Consider the following 24610-nt stretch of genomic DNA (forward strand, 5'->3'; position numbering starts at 1 on the left):
TCCCCGGGCGTCCCGAGCCGTTTCCGACCGCTCTCCGGCGGCGACGAGCCTCGTCTCGGAAGTCGGAACCTGATACCGGCGATCCGTCCGGCATCTCTTCAAGAATCGGCGCCTCGCGTCCGCGAGGCGCATATATCCTTCTAGGAAAGCGGGGCGCGGGTCATCCCGGTCCCCGTATACGGCCGAGGCCCACACCGCCCGTCGGCGGTGACGTCAGCCAGTGCCGGGCCGACAGGTCAGGAATTTCGGCAAAGACCGGGGCGCGGGGCGTCGACATCGAAACGGTGCATGTCGGGATCACTCCGGTCAAAGGAACCGATGCATGATGTGCATATCGACCTCACCGCGGACGGCGTGCCGAAAGCCGCGGGGGACGGTGCCGACGATGATGAAGCCGAGCGAGCGCCACAGCTGTAGCGACGCGATGTTGGTGGTCACCACCGCGTTGAACTGCATCGCCCGGTAGCCGAGCGCGCGGGCCGCGTCCAGGCAGTGCACACCCAGCTGACGCCCGACGCCCATGCCACGTGCCTCGGGCGCGACCATGAAGCTCGCGTTCGCGACATGGTCGCCGAGCTTGCGCTGGTTCGGCGTGAGCTGGTACGTGCCGACGAACTGGCCGTCCGGGGTGACGGCGACCCACGTAAAGGCCGGCGGCGCGGCGAACCACATCGCCCGGCCCTCCTCGCTCGTCGTCTCCGGGTCATAAGGGTAGGTCTCGCCCGCGGCGACCACCGCATGCCACAACGGCCATACCCCAGGCCAGTCGTCGTCCTCAGCTGGTCGGATCAGCACGCCCATGCCCACCAGTCCATTGTCCCGCTGTCCCGCCTCGCCACGATTCGCCGGGCCCACGTCACCCGGTCTCCAGCGCGAGGGCGAACGGGAGGACGGCGGTGGCGCCGGCCTCCCGGAGCACGCGGGCGGCCACCGTCATCGTCCAGCCGGTGACGATGAGGTCGTCGACCAGGAGAACCGGGCCGCCGGCCCGGCCGAGGCCGGCGGCGACGGCCGGCGGGACCGCGAGGACGTCTATCAGGCCGGCGAGACGGTGCGCGCTGTTGTGGACGGTGCCGGCGGGCGGCGAGTCGGCGATCCGGTCGAGGGCGCCGAGCAGCGGCAGCCGGCCGATCGCGGCGATCCGGTCGGCGAGGCTCGCGGCGAGCTGGGGCCTGGACCGCGACGGCATCGCCACCACGGCGGCGGGGCGGCGCGACCAGTCCCAGGCCTTGAGGGTGGCGACGACCGCGTCGACCAGGTCGTCGGGCACCGGCCCATCCGGGCTGCCCGGGGTGAACATCGGGCGCAGCCGGTTGCCCCAGCCGATGTCGTTGAGCCGGGCCAGCGCCCGGCCCGGCTCCGCGGCGACGCCGGCCGGGATCCGCCCCGACAGGCTCACCCCCAGCGTCTTCATCCCGGTCGGCCACATCTTGCGTGGCTCGACGACGACGCCGGGGCGGCGCAGCTCGGCGCGCGCCAGCTCCCGGGCCGCCTGCGACACCGCGGTGTCCCAGGACTGACCGGTGCACCGGTCGCAGCGCCCGCAGGCCGTGGCATACGGGTCGTCGAGCTGGCGGCGCAGGAACTCCATCCGGCAGGCGGTGGTGGCGATGTAGTCGAGCATCGCCCGCTGTTCGGCGGCCCTGGCGGCGGCAAGCCGCGCGTAGCGCTCGGCGTCGTAGTGCCACGGCCGCCCGGTCGCCTCCCAGCCGCCCTTCACCCGGCGGACCGCGCCATCGACGTCGAGGACCTTCAGCATCGATTCGAGCCGGCCCGACCCGATGTTCACCGCGGCCAGGAGCGCCTGCGTGGACATCGTCCTTCCCGCCCGCCCGAGCGTGGTGAGCACGTCGCGCACGACCGGCTCCGGCGGGAAGGAGGTGTCGGCGAAGTACTTCCAGATGTCACGGTCCTCGGCGGCCGGCAGGAGCACGACCTCCGCCTTCTCGACAGCGCGCCCGGCCCGGCCGATCTGCTGGTAGTAGCTGATCGGCGAGCTCGGCGCGCCGACGTGGACGACGAAGCCCAGATCGGGCTTGTCGAAGCCCATCCCGAGCGCCGAGGTCGCGACCAGCGCCTTCACCCGGTTGGCGAGGAGGTCCTCCTCCGCCGCGATGCGCTCGGCCGCCTCGGTGCCGCCGTGATAGACGGCGACGGCAAAGCCTCGGGCACGGAGGAAGACGGTCAGCTCCTCGGCGGCCGGCTTGGTGAGCGTGTAGACGATCCCTGAACCGGGCAGCTGGTCGAGATGCTCGGCGAGCCAGCCGAACCGGGCCTCGGCGGATGGCAGCTCGACGACCGCCAGCCGCAGGCTTTCCCGGTCCAGCGAGCCCCGCAGCACCAGCGTCTCGCTCTCCCCCGCCCGGCCGCCCCCGCCGGTGGCGACGCCCCCGCCAGCTCCGTCCCGCCCGGCGGTGGCGCCGAGCTGCTCGGCGATGTCGTCGACGACCCTGCTGTTCGCCGTCGCGGTCGTCGCGAGGACCGGCACACTGTCGCCAAGGCCCGCGATGAGCGTGCGCAGCCGGCGGTAGTCGGGGCGGAAGTCGTGGCCCCAGTCGGAGATGCAGTGCGCCTCGTCGATCACCAGCAGGCCGGTGGTGGCGGCGAGCCCTGGCAGGTAGTCGTCCCGGAAGGACGGGTTGTTGAGCCGCTCGGGCCCGACGAGCAGGACGTCGAGCTCGCCGGCGCGCAGCGCCGTGTACACCTCGTCCCACTCGGTCACGTTGCCGGAGTGGATCTCACCGGCCCGGATGCCCAGCCGCGCCGCGGCCTGGGCCTGGTTACGGATCAGCGCGAGCAGTGGCGAGACGATGACGGTGGGCCCGACCCGGCCGGACGAAGCACGGATCTGTTCCTCCGCCGCGCCGCTTTCGGCTCCCCCGGGCGTGTCGCCGCGCACCGCCGCGGGCCGCGCCGGCCGCCGGGCCGCGCCAGGCTCGCCGGCGGCCCAGCCCGCCGCCAGGCCGTCCGGTGCCTCGGGAACGGAGCTCTCGTCGTAGTCGGCCGGCCCGGCGTCGTCGTACCCGGTGTCATACGCGGCGTCATAGCCGCCGCCCTCGTAGTAGTCGTCCGGGTCCGCCGGCTCGTCCGGCCAGGGCACGTCGGGCCTGTCGGGCGCGTCGGCCGGCGCGGCGCCGCGGGGGGCGAGGGCGCCCCGTTCCCGCAGCAGCGCGGTGGCCAGGAAGTACACGGCGGACTTTCCCCACCCGGTGCGCTGCACCAGCAGCACCCGCTGGCGCCCGTTCACCAGCGCGTCGATCGCCTGCCACTGGTCCTCGCGCAGCCGGGCGTGCGCGCCGGCGAGCTGCCGCAGCAGCTCCTCGGCCCGCTGCCGCCCACCCGGGGCACGGACCTCCCCGGTCGCCTCGGGGCCGGCCGGCGGCGTACCCGCGGCCGTGTCACTCGTGGCCGTGTCAGCGTCCGTACTCACCGGTGTGCCCGGCTCCGTGCCCGCCGCGGTGCCCGCCTGTGCTGGCATCGTCATCACCTCGCCCGTCCCGGCCTTGTCTATCGCATGCGTGCGACAGCCCACCGCCGGCCACCCGCGGGTCCTGGACGTACACGGGTTGACCGGGGCGGCTCGGCGGAAATCGCTTCGACACCGCCGGAAGCGGCGGCCAGGGTATGACGGCATGCACGCATTGCTTGTCGGGCTGGCGCTGGGACTGCTGGTCGCGGCGCAGATCGGGCCGATGTCGTTGTTCCTCATCCGGTCCACGCTGCGCGGCGGTTTCACGACCGGACTGGCGATCGGCGCGGGAATCGCCACGATGGATCTGCTCTACGCCGCCGCGGGCGCGGCGGGGGCCGCTCCCGTACTGACCATCACCAGCCTGCGGACCGTGCTGGGGCTGTGCGGGGCGGTCGTGCTCGGCGTGCTCGGGCTGCGCACCGTGTGGAGCGCGCTGCGGGTCCGCGCCGGCGGTGAGACGGAGCTGGAGGTCGCCGCGCCGCGGCGGGCGTTCGTGACCGCGCTGGGCGCCACCGCGTCGAACCCGCTGACGATCGCGTCGTGGGCGGCGCTGTTCGCGGGAGCGTCGGTCACCGGGGCCGCGGCGACAACGAGCGGGACGGTCGCCCTGGTGGCGGGCATCGGCCTCGGCAGCCTGACCTCGGTGAGCCTGCTGGCCGGGGTGACCGCCCTGACCCGCCGGCGGTTGTCACCGGGCGCGGTGCGCGGGATCGACATCCTGGCGGGTCTGGGCATGCTCGGCTACGCCGGCCTGCTCACCGCCCGGACAGCCGCCCACGACTGATGTCGAGGGCGGCGTCGGCCGCGGCGCGGGTTGAGCCGCGCAGACCGCGGACACCGAGCCAGCCGACGGCGGTCCCGACGGCGAGGGACACGACCGTCAGGACGAGGTGGACCAGGAAGAAGCTGGTTGGGCCGTCGTGCCAGGAACGGTCGTCCTTCCAGATGTTGCGCAGGAAGGTCGGCCAGATCACCCACGACCACACGCCCACCGCGACCAGGAACCAGGACGCACGCTTCGACAGAGTCACCCCTCCACCTTCGCAGCCGCCAGGTCACGCCAGCAGGGGTGCCGGCCGTCGCCGCTGGTGACGGCCACCACTCCGCTCAGCACCCGGATCACCTGATCACAGGGCTCGACGACGACCAGAGCTCTCCGTCCGCCACGCGGAACACGATAAGGACGCGCTCGCGGCAGGGCGTCGGGGGCCGCGCGTCGACCCGCTGGGAACGCCGCGAGTGATCTGTGCCCATCCCTGAGGCTCATACCGCTCAGGGATGGGCGCCCGGTTCCCGATGCCGGCGGCGGGCCGGTCCGTCGTTCGTCTCGGCGGGTGGGCGCTGGAGTGGCGTCGGCTGCGCGGGCGGCGGGCGGTGCCGGTCGCGTTGGGCGTGCCCGCGCTGGGCCTGCCGGTGGCGGGCCCCGTCCTGGTGGGCCAGGTGACGGGGCCGGCGGGCGCGTGGGGTGTGAAGGCGGGCCCTGGCCCGGCGGCGGCGATGGCTGAGCGCCGTGAGCACGCTGGCGAGAATGGTCAGGCCAAGCGCCATCCAGGTGACCCAGCCGATCCCCCGGCCGGCCGCGTGCCCACTGCCGGGGCGACCGTCGGCGGCCGGCGCCCGGCCCATGTCCTCGCGCCCGCCGCCTGCGAGCGCGCCGCCCGCCCGGGCGCGGTCGGCACTCGGGCGAGCGCCCGTGGCGCGGGCTGGCAGGGTGCCGACAGGGCGGACCAACCCGTCGTTCGCGAAGCCCCAGTCGAGCAGGGCGCGGGCGTCGATGCCGTAGTTCGGCGCGGTCCGCAGCAGAGCCACGACCAGGGTCCGGCCGCCTCGGCGGACGGCGCCGACGTAGGTCGCGTCGGCGGCGACCGTATAGCCGTTCTTCACACCGAGGGTGCCCTCATAGCTGCCGAGCAGAAGATTGTGGTTCTGGATCTCGAAGCGGCCGCCGTCGCGGGTGGGCAGCGAGGCCCGCGGGATGGTGAGGTACCGGCTCACCGCGGGCTCCGCGATCGCGGCCCGCCCCAGGACGGCGAGGTCGCGCACCGAGGTGAGCTGCCCCGGCGCGTCGAGGCCGGTCGGGTCGACGGCCACGGTGTCGGTCGCGCCGAGCGCGGCGGCCAGCGCGTTCATCCTGGCCAGCACCACATCCCGCCCGCCGGCCGCGTCGACCAGGGCGAGCGTGGCGTCGTTGCCGCTCGCGATCATCATCGCCGTGGCCAGGTCGTGAACCGAGTAGCTCTGGCCGGGGACGAGCCCTACCTTGGTGCCGTCGACCTCGGCGGCGCTCTTGCTCACCGTGACCATCAGATCGGGTGAGAGGGCCGGAAGCACGACGAGCGCGGTGAGGATCTTCATGGTGCTGGCGGGCAGGTCGCGGACACGCGCGCCCCTGGCCGCCAGGATCTCCCCGGTGCCGGCGTCGGCGACGAGCCAGCTCGCGGCCGTAAGGGTCGCCGGCAGCGGGCTGGCGGCCTGGGGCGGCTGGCCGGTCGCCATCGGTGTCGCCGGGGCCGGGGTCGCCGTCAGGGCCGCCGCGGCCGCGAGCGGGGCGGCACCGGCCGCGCGCGGCCCAGCGTCCCTCGGCCTCGTACTCGCCGCGGCGGGCCCGCTGCCGAGCAGGTCCAGGCCGAGCGCCGCCAGGAGCACGACGACGGCCGTGACCGCCGCGGCCGCCGTTCTGGTGGCCACCTTGCCGGCTGTCGCCGCGGTGAGAGCTGGCGACGTCGACGACGCACGCCGTGCGGCCGCCGAGGCCACGCGGTGAGCCGACCTGGCCAGCCAGATCGACGCCGCCATGGGCACGGCGACGAGACGCACGCTCACCGAAGGTGATGGGGAGCGCTAGCAACATTCACACTGTTACGTTACGTGATGTGATCACCACAACGAGACAAGGGGGTGGTGTCGCCCCCGAACGCGATCGACCTCACGTCACCTAGCGTGGTCGGATTCGCCAAACGGCTCGCCGCCGGATCCACAGCCGGTCGAGCGCGACACCCTCATGGCGGCGGTGACCGCCTGGCCGCCGGGCACCGCCCGATGCCGCTCGCCGCCCGCGCGGCGGCCACCACCGCGGCCAGCCGTTGCCCGGTCGGCGCCGCGTCCGCCGCGGCGTCCCTGCGTTCCGTTCGCCAGGGCGTCGGCCGGCTCGAGGGCGGCGTCCAGCTTGCCCCGCGGCCCCGTGCCGGCCGGGACGGGATCGGGCGAGGACAGGGTGGCGCGCACCGCCTCGAGGACCAGGCCGCGCAGGTCGTCGCGCAGGTCGTCGAGCTGGTGGGCGAGCTCGCCGCGCAGGTACTGGCGGGTCGCCGCGTCGCTCTGGGCCAGCCTCAGCGACGCGACCTCGCGGGCGAGGAACTCGGTGTCCTCCCTGGCCCGCAGCGCCGCCGCGCGGTCCTCGGCGAGCCCCGCCCGGTCCCGGTCGTCCTGGCGGTTCTGCGCCAGCAGGATCAGCGGGGCCGCGTACGCCGCCTGGGTGGAGAAGGCGAGGTTGAGCAGGATGAAGGGGTACGGGTCCCAGCGCATCAACGGGATCGCGATGTTGAGCCCGATCCACACGATCACGAGCACCGTCTGGATGGCGAGGTAGCGCCCGGTCCCGAGGTACCGGGCGATGCGCTCGGCGCCGCGGCTGAACGCCTCACGGTTGACGGGGCGAGGCAGCAGCGCGACGCGGCTGGCCACCGGAATGTCAAGACGCTCCGCCGCTCGGCGGGAGACGACGCGGTTGGCGGTGGTGGTGATGCTCATGGGGGTCCCCGTTCCGCGCCGAGCCGCCGGCCGGAGCCGGTCAGGCGCGCATGTCGAGAGCAGGCCGCGCGGAGGCGGCCCGGGGCCGAACTGTGATCAGGTCGGCCAACCCCACCCAGGGAGGACGCTTGACGTTGCTGGGGCGTGCGGCGTCGGGCGCGAGCAGTCGCACCCGGAGAAGAACGGGAGCCGGGCCTCGTCACACCTGACGGGCCCTGGCGGCTGCCGCTACGCCGCGCACCCTTCGTCGAGCGTCGGGCGGAGGTGGCCGTAACTAGAGCACCCGCTAGAACTCACAGCGGCCACCTCCTCGCGGTCGTCCTCGTTAGAGGATCCGACAGGTCTTTGTCAAGGATAACGGCCGACTGCTTGCTTCCCCACCCGGGGTCACCGTGATATTGGTCTTCTATCCGATGTCGACCGGTCATCGCGACCGGTCCCAGGGTGCCCGATGCGGCGGGGATGCGCGACTGGAGCACCGCTCCGAGGGCCCCCACCGACTCCCCGCGGGCCGCCCTCGCCGGCGGCTCCCGCCTCGAACACCGGCGGTTCGGGCGTTCCGGCCCGAGCGGTATCAGACAGGCCCAAGCCCTGGCTCAGGCGCGGCAGAGCGGTGAGGAAGCAGCCGCCGGGCGGCGAGCCGAGCGAGCGATGCGGTCGGAATGGTGCCTCGACCCAAGCCGATCTCGACAAGGGTGTCGTAGAGCTCCGTACGCCGGCTCGCGGAACGCACGGCCGCGTCCATGAGCGCGCGATGCCGGCCGGCAAGGCCCGCGAGCAGCGCGGTGTGCCGCAGATGGCGGCCGAGCTCCCCCGCGAGCGCGCGCCGGTAGGCGGCGCCGGCCCTGGCCGGTCGCCCGGTGAGGACGGCCCGCATCGCCGCGTCGCCGGCGAGTGAGCCGGACAGCAGCGCGTAGTAGATCCCCTCGCCGGTGAGGGGGTTGACCAGCGATGCCGCGTCGCCGGCGAGCAGGACCTGGCCGTCGGGCTGGCGGGGCCGCCAGGTCGACATCGGCAGATGGTGCGCGCGCACCGTGCCGGGATGGGCCGGCTGCTCGGGCAGGACCTTCGCGAGCGTCCCGTGCAGCACCGCCCGGCCCGACGCGGCCGTGTCGCCGGCGGCGCCGCGGGCGGCGGCGGTCGCTCCCAGCTGGGAGCGCAGCATCCCGAAACCGATGTTCGCCCGCCCGTCGCCGATCGGGAACGACCAGGCGTAGGCCGGCCAGCCCTCGTCGGTCATCTCGATGTACTGCTCGGGCGGCACGTCGGCCTTGGGCGCGTCGGCGTAGGCCCTGACCGCGATCGCCAGCGACTCCGGCGGGTTCATCCCGATGCCCAGCGCCCGGCGCACCACCGAGTTGGCGCCGTCGGCGCCGACGAGCACCCGGGCGGCGAGCACCCCGCCGTCGACGACGACGGCCGGAACGCCGTCGACCGTGGTCACCGTGATCTCACGGACCCGGTGCCGGATGACATGCGCGCCGCGGGCGGCGGCAGCCGCGACGAGGCGGGCGTCGAAGACCATCCGCGGGATGACATGGGTGGCCCGCGTCGACGGAGTGGCGACCTCCGCGCCGCCGGGAGTGCGCAGGCGCATCCGGTCGACCGGCCGGAACCCGGCGGCGGCGTCGGGCACCCCGAGCTCACGCAGCACGTCGAGCCCGTGCGGCGCGATGCCGTCGCCGCAGGTCTTGTCACGCGGGAAGGCGGCCAGGTCGGCGATCACCACGGTGGCATCCGGGCGGTGGCGCAGCGCCGCCAGCGCCGCGGCCGCTCCGGCGGGGCCGCCGCCCACGACCAGCACGTCGACCAGGCGCTCACGCAGTGCCGCCGGGTGGCTGACCGGCACCGCCGGCACCGCGAGCGCGGGCACCGCGGCGGGTCCGGCCGGGCGGCGCGGGAAGGCGAGAGCCGCGGGCTCGCCTGCGGTCGTGGCGGCTGGGGCGCTCATCGGATTGTCCTAGCGGTCTGGACGGCGGCTGGGGCAGCAAGATCGGTGAGGGCGGGCGCCGCGGCGACGGCCCGGGCGGGCACCGGGACGACGACAGCGGTCAGGCGGGCCGTCATGGCGCGATGGGCACGAAGGCGGCGCATCGGTCCAGTCTCGCAGCCGGGGCTCCCGCCCGGTCTCGCGGCCGGAGCTCCGCCCGACGTCGCCGGTGCCAGCCGACGTTGTCCTGTGATCCCCGAAACAGCCGGGACCGACCGCCAACCAGCCCGCTTTGCGAGTCCTGTTCGTAGAGTGCGCATCGTGGAGGCGCTCAAGCAGGTTTCCGGCTGGCCCGTTCCCACTGTCGCGGCGGTGGTTCTCGCGCGCGCGGCCGACGGGTCGGTGCGCCGGGTGGCCGCGACCGGCGATCTGGCGGCCCGGTTCCGGCTGGCGTCGGTGTCGAAGCCGCTGTCCGCCTATGCGGCGCTGGTCGCGGTCGAGGAAGGCGCCTTCGCCCTCGGCGACCCGGCCGGCCCGGAGGGCTCGACCATCGCCCACCTGCTCGCTCACACCTCTGGCCTCGCCTTCTCCGAGACGCGGGTCCTCGCCCGCCCCGGCACCCGCCGGATCTACTCCAACACCGGATTCGAGGAGCTCGGCCGGGCGTTGGAGGCCGCGACCGGAATCGGGTTTGCCGCCTATCTCGACGAGGCGGTGTTCGCGCCGCTCGGGATGACCTCGTCCGTGTTGGAGTCGTCACCCGCCTATGGCGTCCTCTCGACGGCCGACGACGTCGCCGCGTTCGCCGCCGAGCTGCTCTCCCCGACGCTGCTCGCGGCGGAGACGTTCGTCACGGCGACGACGGCCGCCTTCCCGGGACTGGACGGCGTGCTGCCGGGTTTCGGGATGCAACGGCCGAACGACTGGGGGCTGGGTTTCGAGCTGCGCGGCCACAAGACGCCGCACTGGACCGGGGCGACGAACTCGCCGGCGACATTCGGTCATTTCGGCCGGTCGGGCACGTTCCTGTGGGTGGACCCGGTCGCCGGGGTGGCGTGCGTATGCCTGACGGACCGCGACTTCGGCCCCTGGGCCGCCGAGGCATGGCCCCCCTTCTCCGACGCCGTCCTCGCCGAGACGCGCCACCGCTGAGCGCTCCCGCGCCGGGCTTCTGGCGCCCGGCCCGGGTGTGGAGGGTGGCTCTGGGCCTGTCTAGTAGCCGAAGGAATGGTTGCGTATCGGCGTCGCTGGGGTATGCACGCTGAGTGACAGACATCCGCGGGGCGTTCGGCGCGACCTGGCGCGGGGTGTCCGGCGGAGTCTCGACGACGCGTCGGCGGATCCCCGTGCTGGACCATGCGATCCGTGCCTATGGGCGATACGCCTCCGACGGCGGCGACCGGTTGGCCGCCGGCGTCACCTACTTCGCCTTCCTGTCGTTCTTTCCGATCATCGCGTTGGTCTACGCGGCGATCGGCTTCGTCGTCGACGCCTATCCCGACGCCAAGCAGGAGATCGTCAAGCAGATCAACGGCTACCTGCCGGGGCTCGCCGACAAGCTGAACGTGGCGAACCTGGGCTCGGCGAAGTTCGGCGTCGGGCTCATCGGTCTCGTCGCTCTGTTGCTCGCCGGCGTCGCGTGCGTCTCCGCGCTGCGCGACGCGATCCGGCTCATGTGGCACCAGAGCACCGACGCGGGCAACCTCGTCACCCGGCGGCTGCGCGACGTCAGCGTCCTGCTCGGTCTGGGCCTGCTGCTCATCGTGTCGCTGGTGCTCACCAGCTTCGCGACCTCGGCCAACGGGGTGCTGCTGCGGGTAACCGGCTTGGAGGGCAGCTCCGCGGCGGCCTGGCTGGCCGGGCTGCTGGGCTTCCTGCTGGCGTTGATCGCCGACACGATGGTCTTCCTGTACCTGTTCTGGCGGCTGCCGAAGGAGACGAACCGGCGCGCGGTCGTCCGGGCGGCGCTGCTCGGCGCGGTCGGTCTCGAGGTGTTCAAGCTGCTTGGCACCTGGCTGGTCGGCAAGGCGACCGGCAACCCGGTCTACGGCACATTCGCCGTCATCGTCGGACTACTCATCTGGATCAACATCCTGATGCGCTGGATACTGTTCGCCGCGGCATGGGCGGTCACCGCCCCGGGTAACTCGGACATCCACCCGTCCGGCACCGCCAGCCAGCGTCCCGACGCCGGTCAGCCGGATCACGCGGACCAGCCGGATCACGCCGGCCAGCCGGACAACGCCGGAGGGGGCGGCGCCGGGGAGGAGCGGGGCGAGACCGGCGGCCGGAGCGAGACGGACGAGACGGAGAAGTCCGGGCCGCCCAGCCCTGACGAGACGCCCGGCCAGGACGGCGGGCCTGGACAGCCCGAGCCCGACAACGAGCCCGAGCCCGACAACCGGCGCTGGGTCGCGGACCGCTTCCGCCGGGTCGTTCCGCGCCGTCATCCCGGCCGTCCCCCCGGCCAGGAGGTGCCCAGCCGCCGCGAGCAGGGCGACGGCCGGGCGGACGCGACCCCGGAGAAGACGTCGGCCGCCCCCGCCCCGGGACAGGGCGAGAGCGGCCGGCCGTAGACCGTTAGGCGCGGTCCGACCGTTAGTGATCCTGGGGACAACGGCCGCCGGGTGTGCGAAGGAAGATCATTTTCGCACACCCTTTGGCCCCCTAGACGGTCAGTGCCGCGAGGGTCTCGTTGAAGGTCACCGAGGGGCGCATGACGGCGCTGGCCTTGGCCGGGTCGGGCTGGTAGTAGCCACCGATGTCGGCCGGCGAGCCCTGTACGGCAAGCAGCTCGGCGGCGATCGTCGCCTCCTGCTCGGCCAGGGTCTTCGCGAAGCCCGCGAAGGCGGCGGCCAGCTCCTCGTCGGCGGTCTGTGCCGCGAGCTCCTGGGCCCAGTAGAGCGCCAGGTAGAAGTGGCTGCCGCGGTTGTCGATCCCACCGACGCGGCGGGCCGGCGACTTGTTCTCGTTGAGGAACGTGCCGGTCGCCCGGTCCAGCGTCTCGCCGAGCACCTTGGCGCGGGAGTTGCCGGTGACGTTCGCGAACTGCTCGAAGCTGACGGCGAGGGCCAGGAACTCGCCCAGGCTGTCCCAGCGCAGGTAGTTCTCCTTGACCAGCTGCTGGACGTGCTTGGGCGCCGAGCCGCCGGCACCGGTCTCGAACAGGCCACCACCGGCCATCAGCGGGACGACCGAGAGCATCTTGGCGCTGGTGCCCAGTTCCAGGATCGGGAAGAGGTCGGTCAGGTAGTCCCGCAGCACGTTGCCGGTGACCGAGATCGTGTTGAGGCCCCGCCGGATCCGCTCGAGCGAGTACGCGGTGGCCTCGACCGGCGGCAGGATCTCGATGGTCAGGCCCTCGGTGTCGTGCTCCGGCAGGTAGGCCTGAATCTTCTTGATCATCTGGGCGTCGTGCGCACGGTTCTCGTTGAGCCAGAACACAGCCGGGTCGCCGGTGGCACGGGCGCGAGTGACAGCGAGCTTCACCCAGTCCCGGATCGGGGCGTCCTTGACCTGGCACATCCGGAAGATGTCGCCCTTGGCGACCGGCTGCTCCAGGATCACGGCACCGGACAGGTCGACGACCCGCACGGCGCCGTTCGCCGGAATCTCGAACGTCTTGTCGTGACTGCCGTACTCCTCGGCCTTCTGGGCCATGAGGCCGACGTTCGACACCGATCCCATCGTCGCCGGGTGGTAGGCACCGTTCGCCCGGCAGTCGTCGAGGACGACCTGGTAGACGCCGGCGTAGCTGCTGTCCGGCAGCACGGCCAGCGTGTCGGCCTCGTTGCCGTCCGGCCCCCACATGTGACCGGAGGTCCGGATCATCGCCGGCATCGAGGCGTCGACGATGACATCGCTCGGCACGTGCAGGTTGGTGATGCCGCGGTCGGAGTCGACCATCGCCAGCGCCGGGCCATCTGCCAGTTCGGCGTCGAACGAGGCCTTGATTGCCTCACCCTCGGGCAGCGCCGCGAGGCCGGCGAGAACGGCGCCGAGGCCGTCGTTCGGGTTCAGGCCCGCGGCCGCGAGGGTGTCGCCGTGGGTGGCGAACGTCTTCGGGAAGAACATGCGCACGGCGTGGCCAAAGACGATCGGGTCGGAGACCTTCATCATCGTGGCCTTCAGGTGCACGGAGAACAGCACGCCCTCGGCCTTGGCCCGGGCGATCTGCTCGGTGAGGAAGGCGCGCAGCGGGCCGACGCGCAACACGGCGGTGTCGACGACCTCACCGGCGAGAACCTTGACGTTCTCCTTCAGCACGGTGGTGGTGCCGTCCGCGCCGGCCAGCTCGATGCGCAGTGCGCCGTCGGAGCCGATGACAGCCGACTTCTCGGTGCTGGCGAAGTCGTCGTGGCCCATCGTCGCGACGTTCGTCTTCGAGTCGGCGCTCCAGGCCCCCATCCTGTGGGGGTGGGTACGCGCGTAGTTCTTCACCGATGCGGGAGCGCGCCGGTCGGAGTTGCCCTCGCGCAGCACCGGGTTGACCGCGCTGCCCTTGATCTTGTCGTAGCGGGCGCGTACGTCCCGCTCCGCGTCCGTCTTCGGGTCGTCCGGGTAGTCCGGCAGCGCGTAGCCCTTGTCCCGCAGTTCGGCGACCGCCGCCTTCAGCTGCGGGATCGAAGCCGAGATGTTCGGCAGCTTGATGATGTTCGCCTCGGGCCGCAGCGCCAGCTCGCCGAGCTCGGCCAACGCGTCGCCGACGCGCTGGGACTCCTCGAGGTAGTCCGGGAAGGTGGCGATGATCCGACCGGCCAGGGAGATGTCGCGACTGTCGACGGGGACGCCAGCGGTGGCGGCATAAGCCTGGATCACCGGGAGGAACGAATACGTCGCCAGGGCCGGCGCCTCGTCGGTGAACGTATAGATGATTGTTGACTCTGTCACCGCTACTCCGCTTCGCGTCTGGTGCGTCTGGCTACCCAACGGTAGTCCCGCTCGCTTCGACCTGGCCGGGCGCTCAGGGCCGTCGCGGGCAGGTCGAGGGGCGAGCCCTGTCAGGGCACCGGCTCCGGTCTGATCGTCGCCGAGCGGCGTGGCCTTCGGCCAGGTGAGCGTCGCGGTGGTGAAGGATCGGGCGCAGGCGAGGCTACCGTGCGCGAGCTGCTCGCGGCCCGGCAGTGTGACGGGACGCTCCGCCCCGTCTGTCAGCGCGGAGCGCGGCTATGTGCCGGGGATCGGGATCGGGACCGTCAGGGTGAGGCCAATGACGGAGAGGCCCAGTACCAGGAGCGTGACCACGTCGAACAGGCGGCCCCGCACCGCGAGCATCCCGACGCTGCGCGTGGGCAGGGCGAGACGCGCCAGGGCCATCACCAGCAGAACCGCGCCGACGCCGAACAGGCCTTGCCGCCACCGCTGCTGCGTGACCATGGCAAGGCCCAGCGTCACGCCGGCCAGCGCCGCCGTCAGCACGAGCTGCCGGATGAACCACGGCGAGCGGCTGCGGCGCTCGGCTGCCCGCCGCGCCTTCGCGTGGGCTCGTGAACCGGGCCGCGGGGTGGGGCCACCAGCCGTCGGATGGCGCGGCGCGGGCGGCGGCCGCTGACCTCGCGTCACGCCCGGTCCGGCCACGTTCACAGTGTAGGGAGGGATGCCACGGCCGGGCACGCGCACCCGCGTAGTGCTTCTGAGAACGGGGCCGCCGGAGGCGCGAAGGAAGAACATCGTCGCGCCTCCTTTGGCCCAAGTGCTTCTGGGACGGGCCGCCGGAGGCGCGAAGGAAGAACATCGTCGCGCCTCCTTTGGCCAATAGGCACCCCCACCGCACAGCGCTCACCCGGACTAGGGCAGACTGCCCCGTCAGGTCCCACAGCAGGAGGAGCGTGACGTGGCAGACGAGTCGCCACACAGCAAGAAGCTTCAGGAGCTGATGTTCCGGGCGTGGGAGACGTTCGGGGACGCCCGGCACCTCGACAGCGACGACCGCGTGTTCGTCCAGGCGCTCGCGCGCCAGACCGCGGATCGAATCTCGGTCCTCTACGGCGCCTCGTGGCGCGAGGCGCTCGACTGGGTCTCGCAGCGCTACGTGCCGAACAGCGACGTGCCCGGCGGCCAGGCCAGCGCCACGGCGAGCACCAGCACCACCGCGGCCACCGGCACGACCACGACGACCGGCGCGACAAGCGCGGCTCGGCGGGGTACGGCTGCCGCGGAGTCGACAAGCGTCTGAAGCTCTGGCGCCGACCGCCCCCTTCTCCTCGACCGGCCGCCGACCGCCCAGCGCCCTCTTGCGGGCCCGGCGGCCAGTCCAGGAGAACCCCACGCGGAACCAGGCCGGGAGCGGGAGCCTCCGCCGGCCGGTGCCAAAGACCAGCGCGACGCGGCCCCTGAGTCTCCTCACCCGAACGGGGAGACAGATGACGGCCGCGCCCTGCCCCCTGACGCCCGCACGAGGCGGGAACGCCGCGCCGGCCGGCGCGGCGGCGGCAACGGGCGCGGCGGCCAGAACCGACGCCCCGGCTCCGGCGCGGGCCGGTGAGGCCGAGACCCGCCGCCCTTTCCGGCGCGTCTCGCTCCGCGATGGCGCGGCCCGCGCCCGAGTCCCTCCCTGTTCCAGGGCTCAGTGCGCGAAGTGGCGCACGCCGGTGAAGTACAGCGTGACGCCGGCCTCCCGCGCCGCGGCGACCACGAGCTCGTCGCGAACCGATCCGCCCGGCTCGACCACGGCCCGCACCCCGGCGTCGGCCAGCACCTGAAAGCCGTCGGGGAAGGGGAAGTACGCGTCGCTGGCGGCCACCGCCCCCTTCGTCCGGTCCCCGGCCCGGGTAACCGCGAGCCGGGCCGCGTCGACGCGGTTCACCTGGCCCATGCCGACCCCGACGGTCGCGCCGTCGGCGGCGATCAGGATCGCGTTCGACTTGACGGAGCGGACCGCCCGCCAGGCGAACCGCAGGTCGGCAAGCGTCGCCTCGTCGGCCGGCGCGCCGGCCTCCAGCGTCCAGGCCGACGGCTCGTCCCCGGCCGCGTCCAGCGCGTCGCGGGACTGCAGCAGCAGCCCACCGGATATCGGGCGTAGCTCCACGCCGCGCTGGTGCGGCGGAGGCGCGCACTCCAGCAGCCGGATCGACGGCTTGCGGGACAGGACGTCCAGGGCGCCCGGCTCGTAGCCCGGCGCGACGACGACCTCGGTGAAGATCTCCGCGATCTGCTCGGCGAGCTCGACGGTGACCGGCCGGTTGGTCGCGATCACGCCGCCGAAGGCCGACACGGGGTCGCAGGCGTGCGCCTTGCGGTGGGCCTCGGCGATGTCGTCCGCGATGGCGATCCCGCACGGGTTGGCGTGTTTGATGATCGCGACGGCCGGCTCGGCGAAGTCGTGGACGGCGCGGCGGGCCGCGTCGGTGTCGGTGTAGTTGTTGTAGGACATCTGCTTGCCGTGCAGCTGCTTCGCCGTCGCCAGCCCCGGGGTCCGGTCGTCGGTGGCGACGTAGAGGGCGGCTCGCTGGTGCGGGTTCTCGCCGTAGCGCAGCACGTCCGAGCGCCGCCACTGGGCCGTCAGCACGTCTGGCCAGCCGGTCTGGCTCGCGGTCTCGTCCGGAGCGACGACGCTCGCGAACCAGGACGCGACCGCCGCGTCGTAGCCGGCGGTGTGGGCGAACGCTCTGGCGGCGAGCCGGCGGCGCGTGCCGAGGTCGAAGCCGGCGCCTCCGACCGCCTCGATCAGCGCCGGGTAGTCGTCCGGCTCGACGACGACCGCGACCGACGCGTGGTTCTTCGCCGCGGCCCTGATCATCGCCGGGCCGCCGATGTCGATCTGTTCGACCGCCTCGTCCTCGGTCGCGCCGGCGGCCACCGTCTCCCGGAACGGGTACAGGTTGACGACGACCAGGTCGAACGGCTCGATGTCGAGCTCGGCCAGCGCCTCGGCGTGCTCCGCCTGGCGCAGGTCGGCCAGCAGGCCCGCGTGGACCCGGGGGTGCAGGGTCTTCACCCGGCCGCCGAGAACCTCCGGGAAACCGGTCAGCGTGCTCACCGGGGTGACGGCGAGGCCGTGTTTGGCCAGTACCTCGGCCGTGGAGCCCGTCGACACGACCTCCACCCCGGCCGCCTGGAACGCCTCGGCGAGGTCACCCAACCCCGACTTGTCGTAGACGCTGACCAACGCCCGGCGCAGCCGCCGACGCCCGGTGGCGACGACCTCGGCACCCGCCGCGGCACCGGCGGCCGAGGACTCCGCCGCCGGGCCGTCGGCCCCAGCTGGGACCGTCGTCGGATCCTGCGGCCTCGTCATAGTTCCTCCTTGTTGGCCATGCATTCCACGCGGTCTCTACGCCGCCAGAAGACCCCTCGCGCGCTTACTGGCGGCGGGGGACGTCCTGGCGGATCGCGGCCTCCGACGGCCGCCCTCGCGCGATCTCACCGATCGTGGTGACGTACAACCCGCGTTCGACTGCCTGGATCCGGGTGCGCAGGATGTCCTCGGTATCGCCTGGTAGGACGTCCACCGCCGTCTGGGCGATGATCGGCCCGGTGTCGACCCCCTCGTCCACCCAGTGCACGGTGACTCCGCTGACCTTCACGCCGTGTGCCAGCGCCTCGCGGATCGCATGGGCGCCCGGAAACGACGGCAGCAGGGACGGATGGGTGTTGACCGTGCGGAACCGCCCGACGACCTGCTTGTCGAGAATCTTCATATACCCGGCGAGCACCAACAGGTCGGGACGCTCGGCCGCGATCCGGTCCGCCGTCGCGGCGTTGAACGCGTCCCGGTCGGGGTGGTCCGCCAACCGGACGGTGAACACCGGCACGCCAGCCGCCAGTGCGCGGCGCTCGGCGCCGGTACCCGTCCGATCCGTGCCGACCGCGACGACCCGCGCACCGTAGGCCGGGTCCTGACAGGCGTCCAGGACCGCCTGCAGGGTGGTGCCAGCGCCCGACGCGAGAACGACCAAGCGGGCAGGCACAGGACCCTCCGGAGGCAACAGGGGCGGGGCGCGAAGCGCCCCGTCATCGGCGCTTCGCGCCCTCTTGACGTGGTCAGGGACCGGGTAGCCAGGAATCGGGTGCATTGCCGACCGGTCCGCCAGCGCGGCCCGGGGCGGTGACTCGACCCCCGACTGTACTGACTTGCCCCCTCCAGACGCGGCCATCCGCGCTACCCGCGCAACGCGTCGGCGGGGTACCAGAACTGCTGGCCGAACGAGAGGCCCAGGTCCAGCTCGAAGTCCGGGTCGGGCGGTCCCGCGCCGTCGCGGCGGCCGTCAGGGGCCAGGCAGCCCTGGTCATGGCGGTCCCGGTGGCGGCAGCCGCCCAGCCCGCCGCCCGCGTCCACGCCCGGGTCGAGGACGCCGTGGTCGAGGCCGTCCAGCAGATCGCCGGGGCGGCACAGGTACAGCTCGGCGAGGCGGGCCAACGCGAGCGGCGACGGCGCACGGCCACCGGGCGCGGGCCAGGTTTCCCAGTAGCTGAAGGACTTGCCAGTCTTCGGGGAGTCCGGCCACCGCTCGTTCCAACGCCGAGCCGCGTCCTCCTGCGTCCAGCCGTGCGCCAGCCGGAACGCGAGCCGGGCGCCCAGGCCCTGGGCCAGCTGCCAGTGCGCGGCGATCCGCCGGTAGGACCAGCCCAGGGCACGCAGGTCGGTCGACTGGGCACGAATCTGTGCCGCGGTGGGTGCCATGACGGCCTCCCCGGACTCCAGGCGGGCATCGCGGGCCGGCCGCGCCGCCCGCTAGCCGGTCACAGGCGGCGAGCCCCGCGAGCTCCGGTGGGCGGCTGGCCTCTCCGGGCGTCCGCCCGGACAACGATCACACCGTAACGACCAGCTACGACACCCGCGGTGCTCTCCGGCGCGCGGTCACGAGGCCCGACGCGGGACGACGCGGGAAGGGCGAAGCCGCGCGCCGCGCGGGGCCCTGGGCCAGGCGCGGCCAGGCGCGGTACGGATGCTAGGGACGACGGCGGACGAGCTCGGCGACGCTGGTCACCAGAGCGCCGGCCATCCCGACCTCCGCCGCGGCCGCGAGGATCGCCCAGCCAGGCGCGGGCCCGAACGTGGATGCCGCCTGGGTACCTATGCCACCGCCGGACAGCGCCGCGAGCAGCCCGACCAGCAGCGCGCAGGCGGCCGCGCCGGTGAGCACCATGCCGAGGCGGCCGAACAGGGTGGCGCCGGGGATGGCCCGGCGCACCGACAACGCGAGCGCCGTCCCGGCCGCGAGCGGCGCCACGGCGAGCACGAGCCAGGCCCAGCCGGGGAGAGGGGCTGAGGGCAGCAGCCGCAACACCGGCAGGTCCGGCAGGGTGGTCGGGGCCGCGGACGTCGGGGTCACGGTGACGGTGGGCCCGGCGGCGAATCCGGTGCCCAGCGCGTAGGAGCACGCCCAGATGGCCAGGTTGGGCAGCAGTACGAGCTGGACCGCGAACAGCCCGACCCCCCCGACCAGGCCCGGGTCCAGCCCGCTGGCGACGCCGGACACCCTGCCCGCCCGGACGAGCAGGAGCACGCACAGGCCCAGCGCGCCGACCGCCACGAGCGCGGCCGTCGCCGCGAGCCCGCCGGCCAGGGGCACTCGCAGCATCACCGGCACCCGCCGCCAGGCCGTGCCGAGACGGCGGTAGCCGGCCAGCACGCCGATGGTCGCGCCCAGGCCCGACAGGCCGGCCGCGCCCAGCGCCGCCGAGCTGGGCACCGGCCGTGCCATCGGGCTCGACGCGGCCCAGCAGACCACGCAGACCAGCGCGGTCTGCGCGAACACCACCGCCACGATGTCCAGGAGCACCCGGCGCGGCCGGACCCGGCGGCGCGCCGCCGTCGAACGCGCGCCGCCGGGACCGGCCGGCAGCGGCACGAAGTCGGCGAGGCCGGGAATCCGGGAGCGCAGACCCGACCCGACCCGGCCCGCGAGACCCGCGGCGACGTCGACCTCCCGCGGCGCGCGCGAGACGGCCCCGCCCGCCCGGGCGGCGGCCAGCCGGTAACCGGACGAGGCCGCGAGCAGGACGGGCAGAGCGGCCAGCCCCAGCGGGAGGACGCGGACGTCGCCGTCCGGGAGCCGCAGGGTCGCCCCGTGCGCGAGCAGCCAGAGGTCGGCGCCGACCCGCAGCGCGGCGCCGGCACCGGCGCTCGACCTGGTGTCAGCTCCCCACGCGACCAGCACCAGCAGCTGCACGGCGACCAGCCCTGCCGCGCAGGCCACCGCCGGCCCAGGCAGCGCGACGCCGAACGCGTGCGCGAGCCTGGCGAGCCGGGTCAGCCGAAGCGCCGCGGCACCGCGCGAGGCGACAGGATGGGCCACGGGACGACGCTCGCACGCTCACGCCGCCACACCGGGCCAACACGCCGGGGCATAGCCGGAAATGACCGATCCAGCCGATATCACCGCATGGCGGGCAGTCCACGCCCCACGGTCAAATCGTCCAGGATGGGCCGCTGGGCCGTCCTCCCAGCTGGTCGATCTTCGGCGGTCTTCAGCACGTTCCGGGGCTTTGGATGACTGGTGTCACCGACGAGCTTCCGGGCGCCAAGGCCCGCCGCCGCCGGGGGGAGCGCAAACGACCTGCCTGCTGCCGCGGATCGCTCGTGAGAGGGCCTCGGCTGGGCTAGCTGGGCTGCTGACCATAAGGGGCGCCGGCCTGCGGCGGCTGCTGCCGCCCCGGGTCGTACCCAGGTGCCGGGGCCTGGCCATAACCCGGCGCGGGAGTCTGCGGCGGCTGGCCGTAGGGCGACGGCTGACCATACGGCGCGGGCGGCTGGCCGTAGCCCGGCGCGGGCGTCGGCGTCGCTGTGGGTATCGGTGTCGGCTGGCCGTAACCGGGAGCCGGCGTTGGCTGGCCATAGCCCGTGGCCGGTGGCTGGGGGTAAGGGGCGGCTGGCTGCGGCCCGTAGGGCGCCGGCGCCGCGCCCGGGTGTCCATAGGGCCGCCCATAGGGCTGGCCGTAGGGAGGCCGCTGCTCCCAGGGCGCGCCGGTCACCGGCCCGCGGCCGGGGATCTGCTCGCCGCTGGCGAGCAGTCCGACGACGCTGAAGCCGGTCAGCGCAGCGGCCCCGATCAGGCCGAAGTACAGACCGAAACGCGAGTCCCAGGGGTGGACGGTGACCAGCCGGATGAGGATGAAGAGGGTCGCGATGGCGCCCAGGATCACGGTGAGCAGCGCTGGGCCCACCGGACCGATCGCGGGCAGCCTCAGGTTGGCGACCATTCGGGCGGCCACCAGGCCCGCGGCGGCAAACGAGAGCACGATCGCGAACACGGCGAGCGGGCCGCTGGCCCAGCCCATGTGGATGCTGCCCCGGTAGTAAAACCAGTCGATCCCCATCCACGGCAGGAAACTGGAGATCAGCACCACCAGGCCACCGGCCACGACGCCGACGTCACTGGTGACGACGTCGCGACCAGCGATCTTCACCATCGGGACCAACCCCACTTCGTCCGGAATGCCCAAGCGCCGGACCCAAGTTCATCAAGCACCGCCGCGGAAGTCTTCTGTATTCTCCCCGCGCCGTCGCCGCCGCGCCCGGGCAGGCCCGCTTCCCACTGCCGGGGCGAGGCGCTGGGCGCGCTCGCCCCGTGTCGGGCGCTGAGCGCCCTCCTCGCGTGGTACCGGGCCCTGGCATATGGCGGTGGTAGGGCTTGGACCGGGCTGACGACGCGGCTGGGCTGGCGCCGCGCCGATGCGCCGTCACCAGTTGTGGCCGAGTTGCGCTTACTGGTCGCTGGAACAGCGTCGCGACCCGCCGCGGCTAGACATTCGAGCTGATGGATGTCTGTTGCCGCGCTGGGAGCGCACATGGACGAGCCGATGCCCAACGGCGCCTCGCCAGCTCGCGCACCGTCACAGCCAACGGGCCCAGTTCAGGGATGCCGCCAAGGGGACACTGCCGGCCCAACCCGCCTCACCCGCTGGGACCGGCGCGGGCCACGGCCACATGCGCTGGGTCCGCGACCAGACCGGTCGGGTGTGGCGGGGGCCTGGGGCGCCCCGCCACACCCGACGGTTGTTGTGGAGACGAGGCGCTCCGCGCCGTGCCCTACAACGACCGCATGATGTCGGCCATCAGACGAGCCGTCTCCGACGGCGTCTTGCCGACCCGCACGCCCGCCTTCTCCAGCGCTTCCTTCTTCGCCTGCGCGGTGCCGGATGAACCGGAGACAATCGCGCCGGCGTGCCCCATCGTCTTGCCCTCCGGCGCGGTGAAGCCCGCGACATAGCCGACGACCGGCTTGGTGATGTGCGCCTCGATGTGCGCGGCCGCCCGCTCCTCGGCGTCGCCACCGATCTCACCGATCATCACGATCGCGTCGGTCTCGGGGTCGGCCTCGAACGCGTCGAGGGCGTCGATGTGAATGGTCCCGATGACCGGGTCACCGCCGATGCCGACGCCGGTCGAGAAGCCGAAGTCGCGCAGTTCGTACATCATCTGGTAGGTCAGCGTGCCGCTCTTGCTGACCAGGCCGATCCGCCCTGGCGGCGTGATGGTGGCCGGGATGATGCCGGCGTTCGACTTGCCGGGGCTGATGATGCCGGGGCAGTTCGGGCCGATGATGCGGGTCTTGCCCTTGCCCTGCGCGTAGGCGAAGAACTCGGTGGTGTCGTGCACCGGGACGCCCTCGGTGATGACGACCGCGAGCGGGATCTCCGCGTCGACGGCCTCGATCGCGGCGTCCTTGGTGAACTTCGGCGGGACGAAGATGACGGAGACGTTGGCCCCGGTCTTCTCCATAGCCTCGGTGACGGACGCGAACACCGGCACGCCGTCCTGGGACTGGCCTGCCTTGCGTGCGTTCACGCCAGCGACGATGGCGGCGCCGGACGCCGCCATGCGCTTCGCGTGCTTGCTGCCTTCGGAGCCGGTGATGCCCTGCACCACGATGCGGCTGTTCTCGTCGAGCCAGATGGCCATTGCGAGCGGTTCCTTTCACCCAGGCCGAAGGGGTGCGGTCGGGTTCTCCGTCGCGCCCCGGAAGCCTGCCGGGTAATTGTCAGGCCGCGGCGGCGGCGAGCTCGGCGGCGAGCTTCGCCGCGCCGTCCATGGTGTCCACGGGCTTGACGACCGCAAGGTTGGCCTCGGCGAGGATCCGCCGGCCCTCCTCGGCGTTGTTGCCGTCGAGGCGGACCACCAGCGGGGTGGTCACCTCACCGACCAGTTCGAGGGCCTTGATGATGCCGTTGGCGACCGCGTCGCAGGCGGTGATGCCGCCGAAGATGTTGACGAAGACGCTCTTGACCGACGGGTCGGAGAGAATGATCGACAGGCCGTTCGCCATGACCTCGGCCGAGGCGCCGCCGCCGATGTCGAGGAAGTTCGCCGGGCGCTGCCCGCCGAACTCCTCGCCGGCGTAGGTGACGACGTCGAGGGTCGACATGACCAGGCCCGCGCCGTTGCCGATGATGCCGACAGAGCCGGTCAGCTTGACGTAGTTGAGGCCCTTTTCCTTGGCTTTCTGCTCCAGCGGGTCGACCGCCGAGACGTCGACGAGCGCCTCGTTCTCCGGGTGGCGGAAGTCGGCGTTCTCGTCCAGGCTCACCTTGCCGTCGAGCGCGATCACCTGGCCATCGCCGGTGAGGATGAGCGGGTTGACCTCGACCAGGGTGGCGTCCGCCTTGACGAAGGTCTCCCACAGCTTGACCAGCAGCTCGGCCGCGCCGTCGAGGGCGGCCTCCGGGAGCTTGGCGGCGACGGCGATCTCGCGGGCCTTCGCGAGGTCGACGCCGGTCAGCGGGTCGAGGTGGATCCGGGCGAGGGCCTCGGGCTTGGTCGCCGCGACCTCCTCGATCTCCATGCCGCCTTCGCGCGATGCCATCGCCAGGAAGGTGCGGTTCGCGCGGTCCAGCAGGAACGACGCGTAGTACTCCTCCGCGATGTTGCTGGCCTGCTCCACCAGCACCGAATGCACGGTGTGACCCTTGATGTCCATGCCGAGAATGGCGGTCGCCTTCTCGTACGCGTCCTCCGGCCCGTCGGCTACCTTGACGCCGCCGGCCTTGCCGCGGCCACCGGTCTTGACCTGGGCCTTCACGACGACTTTGCCGCCCAGCTCCGCGGCGATCGCGCGGGCCTCGTCGGGGGTTGTGGCGGTCTTGCCGGTGGGCACCGGGACGCCATGCTCGGCGAAGAGTGCCTTCGCCTGGTATTCGAAGAGATCCACGGTCCGTCCAGTCGGGTGCGGTCGGTCAGGGGATGCACGGAACGGATGCGAGCCTACTGACGCACCTGCCGTGACGCGCGCCTGCGCGGCGCGGCCCACAAATGACTCCGCACCATCCAGGTGACGCTGTGGCGCCGTGAGTGAGCCGAGCCGCGCGGTACGGGGCGGCCCCGGACCGGCTCCATGACCGCTCACCGATCATCCGGGGCACCGGAGCTGCCCGCGCGCGCGGCAGAACCGTACAAAACCGCCCGCGACGCCCCCGCCGGGGTGTCCGCGGCGGCGGGGGGCACCTGCCAGCAACCGCAGGCATCAACCGACGGCGCGCCGCCGAGAGCCGGCGCATATGTCCGATCTCACACGGTG

19 protein-coding genes are annotated in these 24610 nt (G+C 73.1%); 4 read left to right on the plus strand and 15 right to left on the minus strand.

The window, feature by feature from the left end; all coding sequences use genetic code 11:
• Positions 1-306: 306 nt before the first annotated feature.
• Together QOZ89_RS02445 and QOZ89_RS02450 are read right to left on the minus strand one after the other, a co-directional pair.
• Positions 307-801: a GNAT family N-acetyltransferase gene (locus QOZ89_RS02445; protein WP_071052741.1), complete on the minus strand. Its 495-nt coding sequence runs from the start codon at positions 799-801 to the stop codon at positions 307-309.
• Between the two features lie 55 nt (positions 802-856).
• Entirely contained in the window at positions 857-3478 is a 2622-nt protein-coding gene (locus tag QOZ89_RS02450; protein WP_198543523.1) for a RecQ family ATP-dependent DNA helicase, read from the minus strand.
• 154 nt (positions 3479-3632) lie between these two features.
• On the opposite strand from QOZ89_RS02450, the gene QOZ89_RS02455 reads away from it, so the two are divergent.
• Positions 3633-4256 (plus strand): LysE family translocator, encoded by a 624-nt coding sequence (locus tag QOZ89_RS02455; protein ID WP_312622876.1) that lies wholly within the window; start codon positions 3633-3635, stop codon positions 4254-4256.
• Here the strand turns inward: QOZ89_RS02455 and QOZ89_RS02460 are convergent.
• From QOZ89_RS02460 to QOZ89_RS02475, 4 genes are all read right to left on the minus strand, one after another.
• Entirely contained in the window at positions 4228-4503 is a 276-nt protein-coding gene (locus QOZ89_RS02460; protein ID WP_312622877.1) for an SCO4848 family membrane protein, read from the minus strand. The genes QOZ89_RS02455 and QOZ89_RS02460 overlap by 29 nt on opposite strands.
• Before the next feature lie 241 nt (positions 4504-4744).
• Entirely contained in the window at positions 4745-6295 is a 1551-nt protein-coding gene (locus QOZ89_RS02465; RefSeq protein WP_312622878.1) for a D-alanyl-D-alanine carboxypeptidase family protein, read from the minus strand.
• A gap of 108 nt (positions 6296-6403) precedes the next feature.
• The gene (locus QOZ89_RS02470; RefSeq protein WP_312622879.1) at positions 6404-7222 is read right to left on the minus strand and encodes a DUF1003 domain-containing protein; all 819 of its coding nucleotides are present in this window, start codon (positions 7220-7222) and stop codon (positions 6404-6406) included.
• 574 nt (positions 7223-7796) lie between these two features.
• A complete protein-coding gene (locus QOZ89_RS02475; protein WP_083419677.1) occupies positions 7797-9173 on the minus strand; it encodes an NAD(P)/FAD-dependent oxidoreductase in 1377 nt (458 codons plus the stop codon).
• A gap of 300 nt (positions 9174-9473) precedes the next feature.
• On the opposite strand from QOZ89_RS02475, the gene QOZ89_RS02480 reads away from it, so the two are divergent.
• Complete coding sequence (locus QOZ89_RS02480) at positions 9474-10304, plus strand: serine hydrolase domain-containing protein (protein WP_312622969.1); 831 nt, start codon at positions 9474-9476, stop codon at positions 10302-10304.
• Positions 10305-10417: 113 nt separating this feature from the next.
• Positions 10418-11728 (plus strand): YhjD/YihY/BrkB family envelope integrity protein, encoded by a 1311-nt coding sequence (locus QOZ89_RS02485; protein WP_083419117.1) that lies wholly within the window; start codon positions 10418-10420, stop codon positions 11726-11728.
• A gap of 91 nt (positions 11729-11819) precedes the next feature.
• Here QOZ89_RS02485 and QOZ89_RS02490 read toward each other — a convergent pair whose 3' ends face one another.
• Both QOZ89_RS02490 and QOZ89_RS02495 read right to left on the minus strand, forming a co-directional pair.
• Entirely contained in the window at positions 11820-14042 is a 2223-nt protein-coding gene (locus QOZ89_RS02490; protein ID WP_071050669.1) for an NADP-dependent isocitrate dehydrogenase, read from the minus strand.
• 276 nt (positions 14043-14318) lie between these two features.
• Positions 14319-14771, minus strand: a complete 453-nt coding sequence (locus tag QOZ89_RS02495) for a DUF3017 domain-containing protein (RefSeq protein ID WP_312622880.1) — start codon at positions 14769-14771, stop codon at positions 14319-14321.
• 214 nt (positions 14772-14985) lie between these two features.
• Between QOZ89_RS02495 and QOZ89_RS02500 the strand changes: the two genes are divergently transcribed.
• Positions 14986-15327 carry a hypothetical protein gene (locus QOZ89_RS02500; protein WP_071050670.1) on the plus strand — a complete coding sequence of 114 codons (342 nt, stop codon included), beginning with the start codon at positions 14986-14988 and terminating at the stop codon, positions 15325-15327.
• 390 nt (positions 15328-15717) lie between these two features.
• Here the strand turns inward: QOZ89_RS02500 and purH are convergent, their stop codons facing one another.
• The 7 genes from purH to sucC form a co-directional block, all read right to left on the minus strand.
• A complete protein-coding gene (gene purH / locus QOZ89_RS02505; protein WP_312622881.1) occupies positions 15718-17388 on the minus strand; it encodes a bifunctional phosphoribosylaminoimidazolecarboxamide formyltransferase/IMP cyclohydrolase in 1671 nt (556 codons plus the stop codon).
• Positions 17389-17452: 64 nt separating this feature from the next.
• Positions 17453-18061 (minus strand): phosphoribosylglycinamide formyltransferase, encoded by a 609-nt coding sequence (gene purN / locus QOZ89_RS02510; protein ID WP_312622882.1) that lies wholly within the window; start codon positions 18059-18061, stop codon positions 17453-17455.
• Between the two features lie 191 nt (positions 18062-18252).
• Positions 18253-18774 carry a helix-turn-helix domain-containing protein gene (locus QOZ89_RS02515; RefSeq protein ID WP_312622883.1) on the minus strand — a complete coding sequence of 174 codons (522 nt, stop codon included), beginning with the start codon at positions 18772-18774 and terminating at the stop codon, positions 18253-18255.
• A gap of 268 nt (positions 18775-19042) precedes the next feature.
• Positions 19043-20392, minus strand: coding sequence for a cell division protein PerM (locus tag QOZ89_RS02520; protein ID WP_312622884.1), 1350 nt, complete (start codon positions 20390-20392; stop codon positions 19043-19045).
• Positions 20393-20696: 304 nt separating this feature from the next.
• Positions 20697-21506, minus strand: coding sequence for a hypothetical protein (locus QOZ89_RS02525; protein ID WP_083419118.1), 810 nt, complete (start codon positions 21504-21506; stop codon positions 20697-20699).
• A 619-nt stretch (positions 21507-22125) separates the two neighbouring features.
• Positions 22126-22998 (minus strand): succinate--CoA ligase subunit alpha, encoded by an 873-nt coding sequence (sucD, locus tag QOZ89_RS02530; protein WP_071050673.1) that lies wholly within the window; start codon positions 22996-22998, stop codon positions 22126-22128.
• Positions 22999-23077: 79 nt separating this feature from the next.
• Positions 23078-24244, minus strand: a complete 1167-nt coding sequence (gene sucC, locus QOZ89_RS02535) for an ADP-forming succinate--CoA ligase subunit beta (RefSeq protein ID WP_071050674.1) — start codon at positions 24242-24244, stop codon at positions 23078-23080.
• Between the last annotated feature and the right edge of the window lie 366 nt (positions 24245-24610).

It is taken from the genome of Pseudofrankia coriaricola (assembly GCF_032027725.1).
Classification (GTDB): domain Bacteria; phylum Actinomycetota; class Actinomycetes; order Frankiales; family Frankiaceae; genus Pseudofrankia.

Bases quoted from the DNA above. Each gene is read 5' to 3' on its own strand.
- QOZ89_RS02450 (WP_198543523.1), bottom strand. From the start codon at position 3,478: ATGCCAGCACAGGCGGGCACCGCGGCGGGCACGGAGCCGGGCACACCG.
- QOZ89_RS02525 (WP_083419118.1), bottom strand. From the start codon at position 21,506: ATGGTGAAGATCGCTGGTCGCGACGTCGTCACCAGTGACGTCGGCGTC.
- QOZ89_RS02515 (WP_312622883.1), bottom strand. From the start codon at position 18,774: ATGGCACCCACCGCGGCACAGATTCGTGCCCAGTCGACCGACCTGCGT.
- QOZ89_RS02470 (WP_312622879.1), bottom strand. From the start codon at position 7,222: ATGAGCATCACCACCACCGCCAACCGCGTCGTCTCCCGCCGAGCGGCG.
- QOZ89_RS02445 (WP_071052741.1), bottom strand. From the start codon at position 801: ATGGGCGTGCTGATCCGACCAGCTGAGGACGACGACTGGCCTGGGGTA.
- QOZ89_RS02475 (WP_083419677.1), bottom strand. From the start codon at position 9,173: ATGAGCGCCCCAGCCGCCACGACCGCAGGCGAGCCCGCGGCTCTCGCC.
- purH (WP_312622881.1), bottom strand. From the start codon at position 17,388: ATGACGAGGCCGCAGGATCCGACGACGGTCCCAGCTGGGGCCGACGGC.
- QOZ89_RS02455 (WP_312622876.1), top strand. From the start codon at position 3,633: ATGCACGCATTGCTTGTCGGGCTGGCGCTGGGACTGCTGGTCGCGGCG.
- sucD (WP_071050673.1), bottom strand. From the start codon at position 22,998: ATGGCCATCTGGCTCGACGAGAACAGCCGCATCGTGGTGCAGGGCATC.